Origin of the sequence: Leclercia sp. LSNIH3 (assembly GCF_002935105.1) — a bacterium.
In the GTDB taxonomy this organism is placed as follows: domain Bacteria; phylum Pseudomonadota; class Gammaproteobacteria; order Enterobacterales; family Enterobacteriaceae; genus Enterobacter; species Enterobacter adecarboxylatus.
This window is the reverse complement of record NZ_CP026390.1, coordinates 157772-174178: the sequence shown is the minus strand read 5'-3', so window position 1 is coordinate 174178 and position 16407 is coordinate 157772. Positions and strand designations below refer to the sequence as shown.

At 49.6% G+C, this 16407-nt stretch carries 12 protein-coding genes and 2 pseudogenes; 7 read left to right on the top strand and 7 right to left on the bottom strand.

The window, feature by feature from the left end; all coding sequences use genetic code 11:
* Nucleotides 1–158 precede the first annotated feature (158 nt).
* Both C3F35_RS24545 and C3F35_RS24540 read left to right on the top strand, forming a co-directional pair.
* Nucleotides 159–704 (top strand): hypothetical protein, encoded by a 546-nt coding sequence (locus tag C3F35_RS24545; RefSeq protein ID WP_103793519.1) that lies wholly within the window; start codon nucleotides 159–161, stop codon nucleotides 702–704.
* A 46-nt stretch (nucleotides 705–750) separates the two neighbouring features.
* A complete protein-coding gene (locus C3F35_RS24540) occupies nucleotides 751–1245 on the top strand; it encodes a PBECR2 nuclease fold domain-containing protein (RefSeq protein WP_058663152.1) in 495 nt (164 codons plus the stop codon).
* A 242-nt stretch (nucleotides 1246–1487) separates the two neighbouring features.
* On the opposite strand, the pseudogene C3F35_RS24535 reads toward C3F35_RS24540, so the two are convergent.
* The 3 genes and pseudogenes from C3F35_RS24535 to C3F35_RS24525 all read right to left on the bottom strand — a co-directional run.
* Nucleotides 1488–2840: pseudogene (locus tag C3F35_RS24535) on the bottom strand (relaxase NikB); the annotation flags it as partial.
* Nucleotides 2841–3166: 326 nt separating this feature from the next.
* A pseudogene (locus C3F35_RS24530) lies at nucleotides 3167–3825 on the bottom strand (transposase); the annotation flags it as partial.
* Between the two features lie 227 nt (nucleotides 3826–4052).
* Entirely contained in the window at nucleotides 4053–4373 is a 321-nt protein-coding gene (locus tag C3F35_RS24525) for a hypothetical protein (protein ID WP_022652205.1), read from the bottom strand.
* Nucleotides 4374–5191: 818 nt separating this feature from the next.
* Here C3F35_RS24525 and C3F35_RS24515 point away from each other — a divergent pair.
* Complete coding sequence (locus C3F35_RS24515; RefSeq protein ID WP_007374408.1) at nucleotides 5192–6100, top strand: HNH endonuclease; 909 nt, start codon at nucleotides 5192–5194, stop codon at nucleotides 6098–6100.
* 407 nt (nucleotides 6101–6507) lie between these two features.
* Here the strand turns inward: C3F35_RS24515 and copM are convergent, their stop codons facing one another.
* From copM to silR, 4 genes are all read right to left on the bottom strand, one after another.
* Nucleotides 6508–6858, bottom strand: a complete 351-nt coding sequence (copM, locus tag C3F35_RS24510) for a CopM family metallochaperone (RefSeq protein WP_103793517.1) — start codon at nucleotides 6856–6858, stop codon at nucleotides 6508–6510.
* A gap of 145 nt (nucleotides 6859–7003) precedes the next feature.
* The gene (gene silE / locus C3F35_RS24505) at nucleotides 7004–7435 is read right to left on the bottom strand and encodes a silver-binding protein SilE (protein WP_007374411.1); all 432 of its coding nucleotides are present in this window, start codon (nucleotides 7433–7435) and stop codon (nucleotides 7004–7006) included.
* A 245-nt stretch (nucleotides 7436–7680) separates the two neighbouring features.
* Nucleotides 7681–9156 carry a copper/silver sensor histidine kinase SilS gene (gene silS / locus C3F35_RS24500; RefSeq protein WP_007374412.1) on the bottom strand — a complete coding sequence of 492 codons (1476 nt, stop codon included), beginning with the start codon at nucleotides 9154–9156 and terminating at the stop codon, nucleotides 7681–7683.
* The gene (silR, locus tag C3F35_RS24495) at nucleotides 9149–9829 is read right to left on the bottom strand and encodes a copper/silver response regulator transcription factor SilR (protein WP_000697968.1); all 681 of its coding nucleotides are present in this window, start codon (nucleotides 9827–9829) and stop codon (nucleotides 9149–9151) included. The genes silS and silR overlap by 8 nt, the downstream gene beginning before the upstream one ends.
* 189 nt (nucleotides 9830–10018) lie before the next feature.
* Here silR and silC point away from each other — a divergent pair, with 189 nt between their 5' ends.
* From silC to silA, 4 genes are all read left to right on the top strand, one after another.
* Nucleotides 10019–11404 carry a Cu(+)/Ag(+) efflux RND transporter outer membrane channel SilC gene (gene silC, locus C3F35_RS24490; RefSeq protein ID WP_000475503.1) on the top strand — a complete coding sequence of 462 codons (1386 nt, stop codon included), beginning with the start codon at nucleotides 10019–10021 and terminating at the stop codon, nucleotides 11402–11404.
* A gap of 28 nt (nucleotides 11405–11432) precedes the next feature.
* Nucleotides 11433–11786, top strand: a complete 354-nt coding sequence (cusF, locus tag C3F35_RS24485; protein WP_001246153.1) for a cation efflux system protein CusF — start codon at nucleotides 11433–11435, stop codon at nucleotides 11784–11786.
* 113 nt (nucleotides 11787–11899) lie between these two features.
* The gene (silB, locus tag C3F35_RS24480; protein WP_042946269.1) at nucleotides 11900–13192 is read left to right on the top strand and encodes a Cu(+)/Ag(+) efflux RND transporter periplasmic adaptor subunit SilB; all 1293 of its coding nucleotides are present in this window, start codon (nucleotides 11900–11902) and stop codon (nucleotides 13190–13192) included.
* Nucleotides 13193–13202: 10 nt separating this feature from the next.
* A complete protein-coding gene (gene silA / locus C3F35_RS24475) occupies nucleotides 13203–16349 on the top strand; it encodes a Cu(+)/Ag(+) efflux RND transporter permease subunit SilA (RefSeq protein WP_103793516.1) in 3147 nt (1048 codons plus the stop codon).
* Nucleotides 16350–16407: the final 58 nt, after the last annotated feature.

Sequence of the window (16407 nt, the reverse complement as noted above, 5' to 3'; positions counted from 1 at the left end):
AGAGATAGGGCGAATGACTATACTTCGCTCATAGCTGCCCGTCATGCCAGCTCAAAAAATAGGCTTAACGTAGGATATTTTCCGTTTTCCAAGCGGCCCCCTTTTACCCCCTGCACAGTGCAAACACGACCAAAGGGTTTATTGAAGGAGTTGGGATCGTGGCCGTTGCCCGGACGGAGGCCGAGGCCATTCGCCTAATCCTGCCCCGTCCGGAAAACCATCCCGCCGCAAAAAGAAGTCAAGAGGAGAGCCGTGGAAAGCGATCGCCACCTTCCTGGCGGCTGGCCAACCGCCAGGAAGCGCACAACCTGATGACAGAATATGACATGGACCGCCGCGGGCGTGAAAAAAGTCTGTGGGAGGAAGCACTGGAAGTTATCAAAACCACAACCATGGCAGAACTTACCTTACGCTATATCACGCTCAACAAACCTGAGACTGATGAAACAGCCGCACCGGAAGCGATGATACCTACAGATGCAATTCTGCGTAATATTAGCCTTCCGGAGATAGCGGCCAGGACATCGCTCAAACAACAATTATTCGAACCCAGCAGGGCTCCGCCTCAGTTAAGTGGCCGAATCTTTCTCGTTGATAAAAAAAGGCCGCTTGCGCGGCCTTTTTTCTTTAATTATCTTATGCCTGCTTCTGCCTTGCCTTCGGTGTTATTCGGTCTGCCTGTTCTGGCGACCCGGGAAGTGTAATGATATCCTGCTCATCTGCGTATAAATGGCGGATTTAACAATAAGAATGGCTAAAGCTCTCAATGGATTACCAACCTTTAAAGATTTGGACCTGAAAGACCTCAGGAACCTTGAAGCTGAAGAACGTCGTGATCAACCAGAAGAGATCGTCGCAGGGAGTACAGCTGAAGAAGCCCTGGCGTTCCTGGAAGCACATATGGGTTTCAGCTCGCCAGAAATGTCTGCAGTTATTAAGGCAACGCATATAGGAAACATGTGTATTGTACGCGATAAGCTTGCCCACATTGTGGAGAAGCGCGTAGACGCACGTGAACGTTACGTAAAGCTGGCACTCGACACACTTGAGCATCCCTACGAGATATGGGAAACAATGTATGACGATGAAATGGTGCGTTATATCTTTATCGGCACATACAAGCAGAGGCAGCAAATGCTGGTAGTTGTTGCACCCTGGGATGGAAAGGTTCTCTGGAACTTTATGCACACAGAAGCAAAGGGGCTGAACAAACACCGCAGAGGGAAGTTGCTGTATTGCAGATAACAAAAAGCCGCAATGATGAACACTGCGGCTAATAATGTTGTCTTTTTATATTAAACACCTTCAGACTAAAGGTGCTGAGGTCTCACCCAGGCACAGAAGTTAGGGCTTCTATGGGGTTCATCCACCAACTATTGCACCCTAATGCAGTTGGCTTCCCGCTCAAAAATAATATTACGCTAATATAAGTTAGTGTCAACCATGATGAATGGCTTGCGTAAAGAGGTTTAGTGCGCCTGCTCATGCTAACGCGGAGAAGGTGGCTTCCAGTCGTTACGTGGCTCATGTGAGATGTATGCCGGTGTATTCTGCTCCGCCTCTGCGTTACGGAAAAACGCTTCGCACTGCTCACGCATTCTGTCCACATCCGGTCGGCTGATACGGACCTGATCCTCTTCTCCCGCACGGTACACATTATACCAGCCCACCATCTCAGCAAGCGCCTGGTTAAACTGTATGTCATTCCCTTCCGGAGCAAAGCCCATCTTCGGGTCCCTGGCGAAAAGCACAGGGGATACCCGGTTTAGCTCACGCTGAAGGGACGCAAAATCACTGCCGTTTCTGAACACCACCCGATCGCCGTAATCGGTACAGACGTGCTGCCCGGTATCAGTATCGCTGAACCGGATGCTGCCGTTTTTCTGTAAGGCAGGCTTAAGGCCTGGCATATTGTAGTACAGCGGTGCGCTTCCCGGTTCGCAAAGCACCACGCAACGCTGGTTGGACGTCGACTGCGTATTATCATGACGACGATCCCGGTAATCCCATCCCCTCAGCTGCGATATCGCAGCCCTGTCACCTTTCAGCGCTTCCACTTCAACCCACTGCCGGTAAGACGGCGGATACCATTTCCCCTGCCCGATAAGCTCCAGTCGTTCCGCTTTCACACTCTCTTTCAGCGCAATGAGTGCCTGCATGCGCTGCAGCTCCGCAATGTGATAATGCAGCTTCCGCACGAGAGGATCGCGTTGCTGTGCGCGGATACGTGCCTTACGCATCCTGCACTCGTCATGTATCGCCTGCCAGCGTTCCCGGTTGTGTAAGTCCGGACGCTGCCAGTTCGCGCGCCAGGCTGAATAGCGGGCCTTCAGATCGTCGCGCGCTGCAGCGCGTGCTTCGCGACGCTGACGACGCAGTTCAGGATCACGTTTCATGCCCGGGATATCGCGGTCGCTGACGGCAAGCTCAGGGTTATAACGGCTCACCGGCGCAACGCGTTCAAAAATATCTGACGGCACACGAACAAACGCACCGGCATGCGGCTCTGCACGTACAAGCGTCAGATCAGGATGGACATGGCTTGCTTTAACCGGCGTCTGGTCGTGGTTATATGCGTCCATAACCACCAGGCCCTGCTTCTCACGCATCAACAGTAATCCCTGACGCGCCAGCAGTTCATGACCGCGCTCCCAGGTGAAATTCCCGCTGCTGATAAGCGCCTCTAAATCCTGACGGCAGTGTGATACCGCATAGCTCCACAGGCTTTCTTTGTCGGAGAAAATCTCACGTTTAAGCGCGCCCTGCGGACCCGAACCGGTGCGCAGTTTTGCCCATTCCCGATCGCTGACCGGGCGGGCTTTCAGTCCTCCGCCGGCAAAACGTTCCGCCGGAGGGACCTGGCGGAAAATGTCATGAGGAACAGGCTGCCACCCACCTTCATAGCTGTTCATGACCGCTTTCGTCAGGGCTGGCCAGACACGTTCAGCGCGTACGGGCGTACGCGTCTGATCGTAACCGTCACAGATAACAAGGCAGTCATGCTGCTCTTTCAGGTACAGACCGGAATGTGCCAGAAGCGTATGAACAGCCTGCATGGTGCGTTGCGCCGGGTCCTGATAAAGTGCGATAAGTGGCGCGCGCAGACGGGAGACAGCGTACTCATTCAGCGTCTCCGTTTCGGTCATGCGTCCAGGGCGGGACAGCATGGTAACGGTACGGCGAACTGTCGCTCAAGATGATTCGGGATAGCAACGTGCTCATGACCGCCACGCTTATACCGGTGAGTCGGCTGCTGGCAACTGACCAGCCCCAGCTCTTTCATGAGTCTGCCAGCAAGCCAGCGCCCCATCTGGTAGCCTCTCTGGGTTGCCATTGTGGCGATGCTTCTTGCTCCGGCAGAGCCGTGGCTGATGCCATGCAGTTCAAGTACCTGGCTGCGTAATACAGCCCGTCTGCCGTCTGGCTTTTCAGGACGGTTTTTCCAGTATTTGTAGCTGCTGCGATGGACCCCGAACACATGGCAGAGAGTGGCCACAGGATAACGCGCCCTGAGTTTCCCGATTATCGAGAACTGTTCAGGGAGTCTGACATCAAGAGCGCGGTAGCCTTTTTTAATATTTCATTTTCCATTTCAATACGTTGTAGCTTTTTCCTGAGCTCACGGATTTCAATTTGTTCCGGGGTAATGGGGGAGGCTTTTGGTGTTTTTCCCTGCCGCTCATCACGTAATTGTTTCACCCATCGCGTCATTGTGGAAAGGCCGACATCCATAGCGCTGGCTGCATCTGCCACGGTGTAATTCTGGTCAACGACCAGTTGAGCGGATTCGCGTTTAAACTCTGCGCTGAAATTTCTTTTTTTCATTATGGCACCTGTGTTGTTCTGAGGTGAGCATATCACCTCTGTTCAGGTGGCCAAATTCAGTAAACCACTTCAACCACAACAATGATTCTCCTCAAGCCATTTATCAAATCGTTCAGCTTCAATATCCAGCAACTGGTCTTTCACGCTTCCCATAACACCTGCACCTCTCTGTGTGGTCCTCTAAATGAGAAATCCCGCCTGTTCACAGCTTTCCTTACGGCCTGCTGCTATAAAAGATCCATATACCATGCCGCTTCATCAGGGCAGCTCAAATCGAGCTCAAACGCTCCTTCAGGAAGCGTACGGGATTTATAACCGCCGTCAGAATACTGAAAGGCCCACTCTTTCATATCCGGAGCATCGAGGCGGCTGGCCATTTCCTCGTATATCCCATTCTCCTCATCGAGAAGCACAAGAAGAGTTTCCCCCTGCGTATTTATCGTACGGTATAGCCATACTTTCTGGCAGCCATAACCTGAAAGCATTTCCAGAATTGAAGAAGGTGAAACGCTGTTGCCCTGATTGATGTATGTCGTTGTGTTACTCATAATTGATTTCCTTATCGTAAGCTTTCTACTAATTACTGTATTTATCATCATCTGCGTAACATTCCATTGTCCGCCTAAAATGATTAGCAAGATAACAGTACCATCCCGCAATTACCGGATGCACCAATCCCGAAATTCCGAAAAATCGATAATAGCAGGGTTTCCGGAAGCGAGAAGGAAAGCTGTATCAGTACAGCCCCGACAGGCGGGTCAGGAATTGGGAGGGAGGAGTGTTACTAACTTATTATAATATAGCACATATTTAATCTTTTTTTCAAAAATATGCGCAGAAAATCGCCGTGATCCGGGACTGCCTTTTTTCGGATCCCGGATGACAAAACGCATGATATTTCCTGTAAATGCAATTATTCATAACATTTATATTCATATATGTTAAAAGTGCGAAATTAGCATCAGTTGTTGGTTATTATTAAGATTTCAGCAACAAACCGTATCCCACCCGCTTCGTTAAAAAAACCGAAGGTCATCAGAAGCGCTCACTGATCGTTCCGGGCTGAGACGGTGGCAGCGTCACGGGTAATGTCTCTATTTTATTGGTCGTGAGGAAGGCCGGATAATGGCCAAACTAAGAAGCCATAGCATTGGGGGCAGCCTGCTGATCTGGTATGATCGAGCAGAGGCTCATCTCAATGAGCAATCCCCGCAACAAATTTTTTCGGGGTGCAACAGACCCTTTAGTGTCCAGGCCTGAAAAAAAAGAAAGCACGGTCTCTGAGAGACTACGGTCCTTACGCAACCATACCGGTTAGCGAGCTTTATATTTTCATTATGACTATCTGTATAACAGGGGAATGAATGTGATTAAAAAAATATGCGAAGTGATTGATGGAGAGTATGTCTGTGACATTGATATCAGTGTGGAAGAATGGAAAACTTTATTAACAAATGATAAAGTTTTTGACACAAAAAGTATTGCAGCGTTAAAAAAATGGTTTATTGAGCCAAATCATTCCTGCACATGCTTCGATATTGGTAAGAAGTACGACCTGCACAGCATGAGTGCTAATGGAGTCATAAACGGACTGGGTGGCAGAGTTCAAAAAGAACTTGGTAGATTCGAGGTTAAAGGTGTCGGAAATATCGCATCCGGTACAAAATTCATTACCGTAATGAAGAGTAAAGAAATCGGCGGAAAACCCAAAAGAAACTTATGGACAATTCGTGAGGAACTTGTTCAGGCAATTAACGAACTGGATTTTTTTGGTACAACAGAAATGGCCAGCAGTGAGTATTACTCTGACGATGAGTTGATCAATGCCATAGAGAAAAGTAATATCTTTGACAACGTTCAGACGTTTGAATATACAGGGGAAGCCAAACCAAAGAAAAATGCAATAGAAGTAAAAAATGGCCTCTCGTATCCCAGGAGTAAAGGCGTATCCCAAAATGCGCTGAATAAAGCAGGTTACAGATGTGAAGTCGATAGTGACCACCCAACATTCAGAAGGCGAAATTCATCCTTAAATTACACAGAACCTCATCACATTGTACCTATGTCCAGGCAAGATGCTTTTGACACATCTCTTGATGTTGAAGAAAATATCATATCTCTGTGTTGCAATTGCCATAAACAAATTCACCTTGGTCAGGGTTATGAAGATATGCTGAAAGAAATATACACTGCGCGAAAAAGGTTATTAAAAAAAGTTGGTATTGATATATCACTGGAAAACTTGATTCTTTATTACAAAATGGAAAGTAAGTGAGATTCAAACGAGAGTGATACCTTCGTTTTATTGGTCGGGATGAACAGCAGATGATGTTTCCGGCAAGTATCGGGTCCAGAAACTTTCTGTTAAAAAAGAGGTAAAAGTAGTCTTGAGCCCTGACTGCGAATTGCCATTGCGCATGACCAGAGAACAGGACGAACCCCTGCCAAACCCAGGCATGAGAAACACCTTTAAAACATAGACTTAATTAAAATCAGCAATTCCCATCGAAATAATAAGCAAGCAGAATTGGCTCAGGTGAATTTCACTCGGTGCAGTGCATGCGTTGGGGGGGGTAAAAGGAAAAACCCGAAATGAATCGGGTTTTGATTAATTAACGATTAACAGGTTCCCGTGCCCGGGAACACTCTGACTGTACGCGCAATATATTATTTCCGCAATCATTATTTTTGATTACCAAGCCATTTATTCATCTGCTCAATTTCACCTTTTTGAGCTTTAATGATGTCCTGCGCGAGCTTTCTCATTTCCGGATCTTTTCCGTATTTTAGCTCGGTCTCAGCCATTGCTATTGCCCCTTCATGGTGTGCTACCATGCCTTTCGCAAAAGCCTTGTCGGGATCGGACTCTTTTACAGCGGCCATCATTTTGTCATGCATACCTTTCATGCCGGACATATATTCCTGTGACGATGCCGATGAGGATATATCTGACATTTTCATTTCTGAATGTTCTGCGGAAATCGCTGGCAGGGAAAACATCAGTATAACAAAAAGCGAATTTGTGATTTTCATATAATAAACCCTTTCAGATGGTTACCGGATAAGTTTAGCTGAGTCAGACAAAAAAGCCCCCTGAAGGGGGCAAAAAATAACAACATATCCGTATAAGGGACAATCTATCAAGGAAAGGGTAACCGCACGGAAACTTCAGTTGTCATCAGCCCGCATTGATCATGCGGCGGTGTGCATCAGCCATAGCCTGATGGGGGCCGGACTGACCGTTATTCGTAAATTCATGGGCAACAGCTGCTCTTTCATGTTCATTCATCGCCGCAAACGAAGTCGCCGGACGGGAAGCGTTAACGGTGCCAGTTCCCATCATCTTCTGATGACTTTCCGCCATTTTTTTATGTGCATCTGCTGAACCATTGTTCATGGTTTCATGAACAATAATAGCCTGTTCATGCTGATCCATACCGGCCATCCGTGGAGCTGCCCCCTGGATGGCGGCTGGAGTTGAAGAAGACTGCATCTGATGGGCCGGAGCCTGAGCATTATTGACACGCTCATGGATATTTACAGTTTCAGTGGCCCAGGCCGTAGAAATTAAGCTCAAACCTAACACTGATGCTAAGACGATATTTTTCATGGTAACTCTCCATTTCTGAATTAGTGATGTCCGTGAATTTCGATCTGTGTCCTCAGTAGTACAACTGACAACTCTACAGACCTTATTCCGCCGGGATGAGGCTTTAATACAACTCCTGGCTTGTGCTGATGCCGTGTATGGATGAAGTAATAATGCCTTCCTGATAAGTTGCACTAATTATATCGAATGGCTTCTGTTTGCTGCATGACAGGCTAATGACATCTTTGTCATTTAAATCTTTATTCTCAGTACTGGGTTTCCGGAATCATTTTCTCCAGTCTGGGCACGGATAGGATAAAACGAGTTGAACGTACGTCCGATTCCACCTGCACTCTTCCGTGATGTGCTTCCACGATGGACTTCACAATCGCAAGGCCGATGCCGCTGCCTTCTCCTTTTCGTTGTCTGGACGGATCTACCCGATAAAAACGGTCAAACAGCCTTGATAAATGCTCTTCAGGGATTGGTTTCCCCGGATTTTCAATCACAAGGTCAAAAAAGCTCTCCTGCTCTCTTATTGAGACGGTGATTGCCTGTCCCTCCGGGGTATAACGCAGGGCATTGGATAACAGATTATTGATCGCCCTTCTGAACATTTGTGGATCTCCCTCAACCAGGCAGGGCATCCCGTTAAATTTGAGCGTGATATTGCGTTCTTCGGCCCAGGCTTCGAAAAACTCGAAGACTTTCATGACTTCCGCTCTGAGGTCAAACATGACCCTGTCAGGTATCAGCTGATTATTATCTGCCTGTGCCAGGAACAGCATATCGCTGACCATTTTGGTCATCCGGTTATACTCTTCAAGACTGGAATAGAGGACATCCTCAAGTTCCCTCTGGGTTCGATCCTGACTCAGTGCGATTTCAGTCTGCGTCACCAGATTGGTGATGGGCGTTCTGATCTCATGCGCGATATCGGCAGAGAAATTGGCCTGGCGGGTAAAGACATCCTCAATCTTTCCAATCATATGATTGAACGAGATAACCAGTTGCTCCAGCTCAATGGGAACGCGTGTCGGTTCCAGTCGCGCATCAAGATTCTCGGAGGTGATGTTTTTAATGGCATTGCTGACATTACGAAGGGGCAGGTGCCCCTGACGGACAGCGATTCGAATGATCAGAACAATCAACAGGCTTATCACGACGGCAATCGCAATCAGGTTCTTTTTCAGCGCATCGAGGTAATGGAGATGGAAATTAATGGATAGGCCAGTCAGCATGACATAGTTCTGCTGTTTGCCCTGAAATATCGCCTGACCAGAGGAGGCGATAATCCTGTATGTTTCCATCTTCATTTCGGACCCGGTATCCATCGGTCCCGCAGGATCCTCCACCGTCCAGAGAAAGACATCCCGTGCGCGGCTGTGCTCGCTAAAATCTGCTGAATTCACTGCCGGGCGTAGTGCCGCCCCCTGAGCTGAGCTAAAGAGCACTTCACCCCTGGGATTGAGGAGCAAAAGGGCAACGTTGCGGTAGCTGGCAATTGATTCCTTTATTTTGCTTATTTTTTTATCATCCGGATCCACCGGGGACTGCAGTATACGGTTCAGTGTGGTGCTGATTTGTTGAAGATCGCTGACATCCTGCTCGGCAAAATGATTTTCAACAGAATGCAGCATAAACCAGGTGAAGGCGATAAAAGCCAGTATCGTGGACAGGCTGATAAAAAAGGTCAGCCGCAGAGCGAGTGAGAAAGGGCGTCTGGAAGGTTTGCTATGCATCCGGGACCTCCAGCATGTAGCCCACGCCCCGGACTGTCTGGATCAGCTTTGTCTCGTAATCGTTGTCTATTTTAGCGCGGAGTCGCTTTACTGCGACATCGATCGCATTAGTGTCGCTGTCAAAATTCATGTCCCAGACCTGAGAGGCAATCAGGGAGCGGGGAAGAACCTCTCCCTGATGGCGAATGAAAAATTCCAGCAGGCTGAACTCTTTACTGGTGAGCACAATGCGGTTTCCGGCGCGACTGACTTTTCTGGATACGAGATCAATCGAGAGGTCAGCCACCTTAAACTGGCTTTCCGTGATCATCGTGTTTCCCCGCCTCAGAAGGGTTCTCACCCGGGCGAGCAGTTCGGCAAACGCAAAGGGTTTAACCAGATAATCGTCCGCACCCAGTTCCAGTCCTTTGACCCTATGTTCGATCGTGCCGAGGGCTGTCAGCAGTAAGACCGGCATACCCTTTCCGGCAGTGCGCAGCATGCGGATGATATCCCAGCCGTTCACATCAGGTAGCATGATATCCAGAATGACTAAATCATACTCGGCTGTCATGGCGAGATGATATCCGGTAAGACCATTATCAGCGTGATCCACTACGAACCCTGCCTCTGTAAGCCCTTTGCTGAGATATTCACCTGTTTTAATTTCGTCTTCGACGATCAATATTTTCATCTTGCTCCCCGGCTGGCTGCTAATGTCATTCTATTGCGCCCACGATCGTTATCAACGGATTACAGCAAAAATGACAACATTGTCATTATCCTGTCACTCGGCAAACAGAGAGCGTTAGGTAAAGTACCCCTATCAATACTCTGGACTTCATTTGAACCATTTACCAGGTCTGCCTGGACGAGAAGCGTTATGTTCAAATTAAAATTACTCAGCATTAGCACGATATTCATCCTGGCAGGCTGCGTGTCGCTTGCGCCTGAATATCAGCGGCCCGCAGCACCGGTACCCCAGCAGTTTTCACTGTCCCATAACAGCCTGACGCCAGCGGTAAATGGCTATCAGGATACGGGCTGGCGTAACTTTTTTGTCGATCCCCAGGTTACCCGGTTGATCGGTGAAGCTCTGACTAATAACCGTGATTTGAGAATGGCTGCCCTGAAGGTTGAAGAGGCCCGAGCCCAGTTCAACGTCACGGATGCAGATCGTTATCCCCAGCTGAATGCCTCATCCGGGATAACATACAGCGGTGGTCTGAAAGGTGACAAGCCGACCACACAGGAGTACGACGCGAGACTGGAGCTCAGCTATGAGCTCGATTTTTTCGGCAAACTTAAGAACATGAGTGATGCTGACCGCCAGAACTACTTTGCCAGCGAAGAAGCCCGTCGGGCCGTACACATCCTGCTGGTCTCCAACGTTTCACAGAGCTATTTCAGCCAGCAACTGGCGTACGAACAACTCCGTATTGCGCGGGAAACGCTGAAAAATTATGAACAGTCCTATGCTTTCGTTGAGCAACAGCTCGTGACCGGGAGTACGAACGTTCTGGCACTTGAACAGGCGAGAGGACAAATCGAAAGTACCCGCGCCGAAATAGCCAAACGAGAAGGCGATCTGGCTCAGGCAAACAATGCCCTGCAACTGGTGCTGGGAACGTACCGCGCACTTCCGTCAGAAAAAGGGATGAAAGGCGGGGAGATCGCACCAGTAAAATTGCCACCAAATCTATCTTCACAAATTTTGCTGCAGCGACCGGATATTATGGAAGCGGAATATCAGCTGAAAGCGGCTGATGCCAATATTGGCGCAGCGCGAGCGGCCTTTTTCCCCTCCATTACCCTGACCAGTGGTCTTTCCGCAAGCAGTACGGAGCTGTCCAGCCTGTTTACGTCAGGAAGTGGAATGTGGAATTTTATCCCTAAAATTGAAATTCCTATTTTTAATGCTGGCAGGAATAAAGCCAATCTGAAGCTGGCTGAAATTCGCCAGCAACAATCGGTGGTTAATTACGAACAAAAAATTCAGTCAGCCTTTAAGGATGTTTCCGACACGCTTGCGCTGCGCGACAGCCTTAGCCAGCAACTTGAGTCACAGCAGCGTTATCTTGATTCACTTCAGATAACTCTCCAGCGTGCCAGAGGATTATATGCAAGTGGTGCTGTCAGTTACATCGAAGTGCTGGATGCAGAACGTTCCCTCTTCGCTACGCAGCAAACCATTCTCGATCTTACCTATTCCCGACAGGTTAACGAAATTAATCTGTTTACCGCGCTGGGTGGCGGTTGGGTAGAGTAAATTTATTTAATTAATCAGGAAATTAAAAATGCGTAATTCACTTAAAGCCGTTTTATTTGGTGCCTTCTCTGTCATGTTTTCTGCCGGTCTTCATGCTGAAACACATCAGCATGGCGATATGAATGCTGCCAGTGATGCTTCGGTACAGCAGGTTATCAAGGGCACCGGTGTCGTTAAAGACATTGATATGAATAGTAAAAAGATTACCATTTCGCACGAAGCAATCCCTGCTGTGGGCTGGCCTGCAATGACCATGCGCTTCACTTTTGTTAATGCAGACGACGCTATCAATGCCCTGAAAACCGGCAACCATGTCGATTTCTCGTTTATTCAGCAGGGCAATATCTCCTTACTCAAAAGCATTAACGTTACGCAATCCTGATTATCAGTCCGGAGCGAATACATCCAGTGCGCCTGAACATTCATTAAGGGATTACTGTGAATGAATGATCGGGCGCATATGCCAGGTGTTTTGATTTTTCAGCGAGAAATTGTATGGCTTCTTTAAAGATAAAATATGCTGCAATAATTATCAGCAGCCTCATAGCAGGAGGGCTGATATCGGTTACTGCCTGGCAGTATGTAAACTCATCACAAAAAACAGTACAAACCGAACAAAAGGCACCGGAGCGAAAGGTACTTTTCTGGTATGACCCGATGAAACCGGATACCAAATTTGATAAACCCGGAAAATCTCCCTTTATGGATATGGACCTGGTGCCAAAATATGCTGATGAAAGCGGCGATAAAAGCAGTGGCGGGATCCGTATCGATCCAACGCAGGTTCAGAATCTGGGATTAAAAACGCAAAAAGTCACGCGAGGAATGCTGAATTATTCTCAGACAATCCCGGCTAATGTCAGTTACAACGAGTATCAGTTTGTCATTGTGCAGGCGCGCTCTGACGGTTTCGTCGAAAAAGTGTATCCCCTGACGATTGGCGATCATGTGAAGAAAGGCACTCCGCTTATCGATATCACCATTCCTGAATGGGTTGAGGCACAAAGTGAGTTCCTGCTGTTATCCGGTACAGGCGGTACGTCAACCCAGATAAAAGGGGTTCTGGAGCGACTTCGTCTGGCTGGTATGCCGGAAGAGGATATTCAAAGGCTGCGTTCAACCCGCACAATCCAGACCCGTTTTACCATTAAAGCACCTATTGATGGTGTCATTACTGCGTTTGACCTGCGCACCGGAATGAATATTTCGAAAGATAAAGTAGTGGCTCAGATTCAGGGGATGGACCCGGTCTGGATCAGCGCTGCAGTGCCAGAATCTATCGCATATCTGCTGAAAGATACGTCGCAGTTTGAAATTTCGGTACCGGCTTATCCGGATAAAACATTCCATGTCGAAAAATGGAACATTCTTCCCAGCGTGGATCAGACAACCCGTACGCTTCAGGTCCGTCTCCAGGTTTCTAATAAGGATGAGTTTCTCAAGCCGGGCATGAATGCCTATCTGAAACTGAATACCAGGAGCCAGGAGATGCTGCTGATACCAAGCCAGGCCGTTATCGATACCGGCAAAGAACAGCGCGTGATTACTGTTGATGATGAAGGCAAGTTTGTGCCGAAACAGATCCACGTTCTGCATGAATCACAGCAACAGTCCGGCATTGGCTCCGGCCTGAATGAAGGCGATACCGTGGTGGTCAGTGGCCTGTTCCTCATTGACTCCGAAGCCAATATTACGGGCGCGCTGGAACGTATGCGCCACCCTGAAAAAACAGAAAACAGTATGCCAGCAATGTCTGAGCAGCCTGTAAATATGCATTCAGGGCACTGAGGAGACGACGATGATTGAATGGATTATCCGGCGCTCTGTCGCCAACCGTTTCCTGGTCATGATGGGCGCACTGTTTCTCAGCATCTGGGGCACATGGACGATAATTAACACGCCGGTCGATGCGCTGCCTGACCTGTCAGATGTGCAGGTCATTATTAAAACCAGCTATCCCGGACAGGCCCCGCAGATTGTAGAAAACCAGGTCACCTATCCGCTTACCACCACCATGCTGTCCGTACCTGGCGCAAAAACCGTGCGTGGCTTTTCACAGTTCGGTGATTCGTATGTGTATGTCATTTTTGAAGACGGCACCGATCTGTACTGGGCCCGTTCGCGCGTGCTGGAATACCTGAATCAGGTTCAGGGCAAACTGCCTGCGGGTGTGAGCTCTGAAATCGGCCCGGACGCCACGGGAGTGGGCTGGATATTTGAATATGCCCTTGTCGATCGCAACGGAAAACACGACCTTTCAGAACTGCGCTCTCTGCAGGACTGGTTCCTGAAATTTGAGCTGAAAACCATCCCGAACGTGGCTGAGGTCGCTTCGGTTGGCGGCGTGGTGAAACAGTACCAGATTCAGGTCAATCCGGTAAAACTGTCCCAGTACGGTATCAGCCTGCCCGAAGTGAAACAGGCACTTGAATCGTCTAACCAGGAGGCCGGTGGCTCATCCGTTGAAATGGCCGAAGCGGAGTATATGGTCCGTGCCAGCGGTTATCTTCAGAGCATTGATGATTTTAATAACATCGTCCTGAAAACAGGTGAGAACGGCGTGCCGGTTTATCTGCGGGATGTTGCCCGCGTGCAGACCGGGCCCGAAATGAGGCGTGGTATTGCCGAGCTGAACGGCCAGGGAGAAGTCGCTGGCGGCGTGGTGATCCTGCGGTCGGGTAAAAATGCGCGCGACGTTATCACGGCAGTGAGGGATAAACTGGAGACGCTGAAGGCCAGCCTGCCGGAAGGCGTTGAAATCGTGACCACCTACGATCGCAGCCAGTTAATCGACCGGGCGATTGATAACCTCAGTTCCAAACTTCTGGAAGAGTTTATCGTGGTGGCCATCGTCTGTGCTCTGTTCCTGTGGCACGTACGTTCTGCCCTGGTGGCGATTATCTCTCTGCCGCTTGGCCTGTGTATCGCCTTTATCGTCATGCACTTCCAGGGACTGAACGCCAATATCATGTCGCTGGGAGGGATAGCGATTGCCGTCGGTGCGATGGTGGATGCCGCCATTGTGATGATTGAAAATGCGCACAAACGGCTTGAGGAGTGGGATCATCAGCATCCGGGTGAGCAGATTGACAACGCCACCCGCTGGAAGGTGATTACCGACGCCTCCGTGGAAGTGGGACCCGCGTTGTTCATTAGCCTGCTGATCATCACCCTGTCCTTTATTCCTATCTTTACCCTGGAAGGGCAGGAAGGTCGTCTGTTTGGCCCGCTGGCATTCACGAAAACGTACTCCATGGCGGGAGCGGCCGCACTGGCCATCATCGTCATTCCTATTCTGATGGGATTCTGGATCCGGGGGAAAATTCCTGCCGAGACAAGTAACCCCCTGAACCGGGTGCTGATCAAAGCGTATCATCCTTTGCTGCTGCGGGTCCTCCACTGGCCAAAAACAACCCTGCTGGTTGCGGCCTTGTCCATTTTCACGGTTATCTGGCCACTGAGTCAGGTGGGCGGTGAATTTCTGCCGAAGATTAACGAGGGCGATCTGCTGTATATGCCGTCGACCTTGCCTGGCGTCTCTCCGGCAGAAGCTGCAGCGCTCCTGCAGACAACAGACAAGTTAATCAAAAGCGTTCCTGAAGTGGCTTCTGTATTTGGCAAGACCGGTAAAGCAGAGACCGCAACGGATTCCGCGCCGCTCGAAATGGTGGAAACCACGATCCAGCTCAAACCTGAGGATCAGTGGCGTCCCGGCATGACAATTGACAAGATTATTGATGAACTCGACAGGACAGTCCGTTTACCGGGTCTGGCAAACCTCTGGGTGCCGCCTATCCGTAACCGTATTGATATGCTCTCAACCGGGATCAAAAGCCCGATAGGTATCAAAGTGTCCGGGACTGTTCTGTCCGATATCGACGCGACGGCGCAGAGTATCGAGGCGGTAACCAAAACGGTACCGGGTGTGGTGTCTGTCCTGGCTGAGCGACTGGAAGGTGGACGTTACATTGATGTGGACATTAACCGGGAAAAAGCTTCCCGGTACGGGATGACAGTAGGTGATGTCCAGCTGTTCGTCTCATCAGCCATCGGCGGTGCGACGGTAGGGGAAACGGTGGAAGGCGTGGCCCGGTACCCTATTAACATTCGTTACCCACAGGATTACCGCAACAGTCCGCAGGCGCTGAAACAGATGCCGATCCTGACCCCGATGAAGCAGCAGATCACACTGGGCGATGTCGCGGATATTAAAGTCGTTTCTGGACCAACCATGCTGAAAACCGAAAATGCCCGGCCAGCCAGCTGGATTTATGTTGATGCCCGCGGCAGGGACATGGTGTCGGTGGTTAACGACATTAAGACGGCCATCAGCGAGAAAGTGAAACTGAGACCGGGAACCAGTGTGGCATTCTCCGGACAGTTTGAACTGCTTGAGCATGCCAACAAGAAACTGAAGCTGATGGTGCCGATGACGGTGATGATCATTTTCATCCTGTTGTATCTGGCATTCCGCCGGGTTGACGAAGCCCTGCTGATCCTGATGAGCCTGCCGTTCGCCCTGGTTGGCGGAATATGGTTCCTGTACTGGCAGGGCTTCCATATGTCAGTGGCGACCGGAACCGGGTTTATCGCCCTGGCCGGGGTGGCAGCAGAGTTTGGCGTGGTCATGCTGATGTATCTGCGTCATGCCATTGAAGCGCACCCGGAATTGTCCCGTAAAGAGACGTTCACACCGGAAGGTCTTGATGAAGCCCTCTATCATGGTGCCGTACTGCGTGTCCGGCCGAAAGCCATGACCGTGGCGGTGATCATTGCGGGTCTGCTGCCAATACTCTGGGGAACCGGCGCAGGTTCAGAAGTCATGAGCCGTATTGCTGCGCCAATGATTGGTGGGATGATCACGGCTCCGCTGCTGTCCCTGTTCATTATTCCTGCCGCCTACAAATTAATCTGGCTGCGCAGACATAAAAAAAGCGTGTCATAACCCTGAAAGGGCGCCCCCAGTGGGCGTCCTTCTGCACTGATTCACCCTGACGTCAGGG

Excerpts from the sequence above, each read along its gene's own strand:
- C3F35_RS24540 (WP_058663152.1), top strand. The coding sequence starts at position 751 with ATGGCTAAAGCTCTCAATGGATTACCAACCTTTAAAGATTTGGACCTG.
- C3F35_RS24525 (WP_022652205.1), bottom strand. The coding sequence starts at position 4,373 with ATGAGTAACACAACGACATACATCAATCAGGGCAACAGCGTTTCACCT.
- copM (WP_103793517.1), bottom strand. The coding sequence starts at position 6,858 with ATGAAAATCACAAATTCGCTTTTTGTTATACTGATGTTTTCCCTGCCA.
- silE (WP_007374411.1), bottom strand. The coding sequence starts at position 7,435 with ATGAAAAATATCGTCTTAGCATCAGTGTTAGGTTTGAGCTTAATTTCT.
- silS (WP_007374412.1), bottom strand. The coding sequence starts at position 9,156 with ATGCATAGCAAACCTTCCAGACGCCCTTTCTCACTCGCTCTGCGGCTG.
- silR (WP_000697968.1), bottom strand. The coding sequence starts at position 9,829 with ATGAAAATATTGATCGTCGAAGACGAAATTAAAACAGGTGAATATCTC.
- silC (WP_000475503.1), top strand. The coding sequence starts at position 10,019 with ATGTTCAAATTAAAATTACTCAGCATTAGCACGATATTCATCCTGGCA.
- cusF (WP_001246153.1), top strand. The coding sequence starts at position 11,433 with ATGCGTAATTCACTTAAAGCCGTTTTATTTGGTGCCTTCTCTGTCATG.
- silB (WP_042946269.1), top strand. The coding sequence starts at position 11,900 with ATGGCTTCTTTAAAGATAAAATATGCTGCAATAATTATCAGCAGCCTC.
- silA (WP_103793516.1), top strand. The coding sequence starts at position 13,203 with ATGATTGAATGGATTATCCGGCGCTCTGTCGCCAACCGTTTCCTGGTC.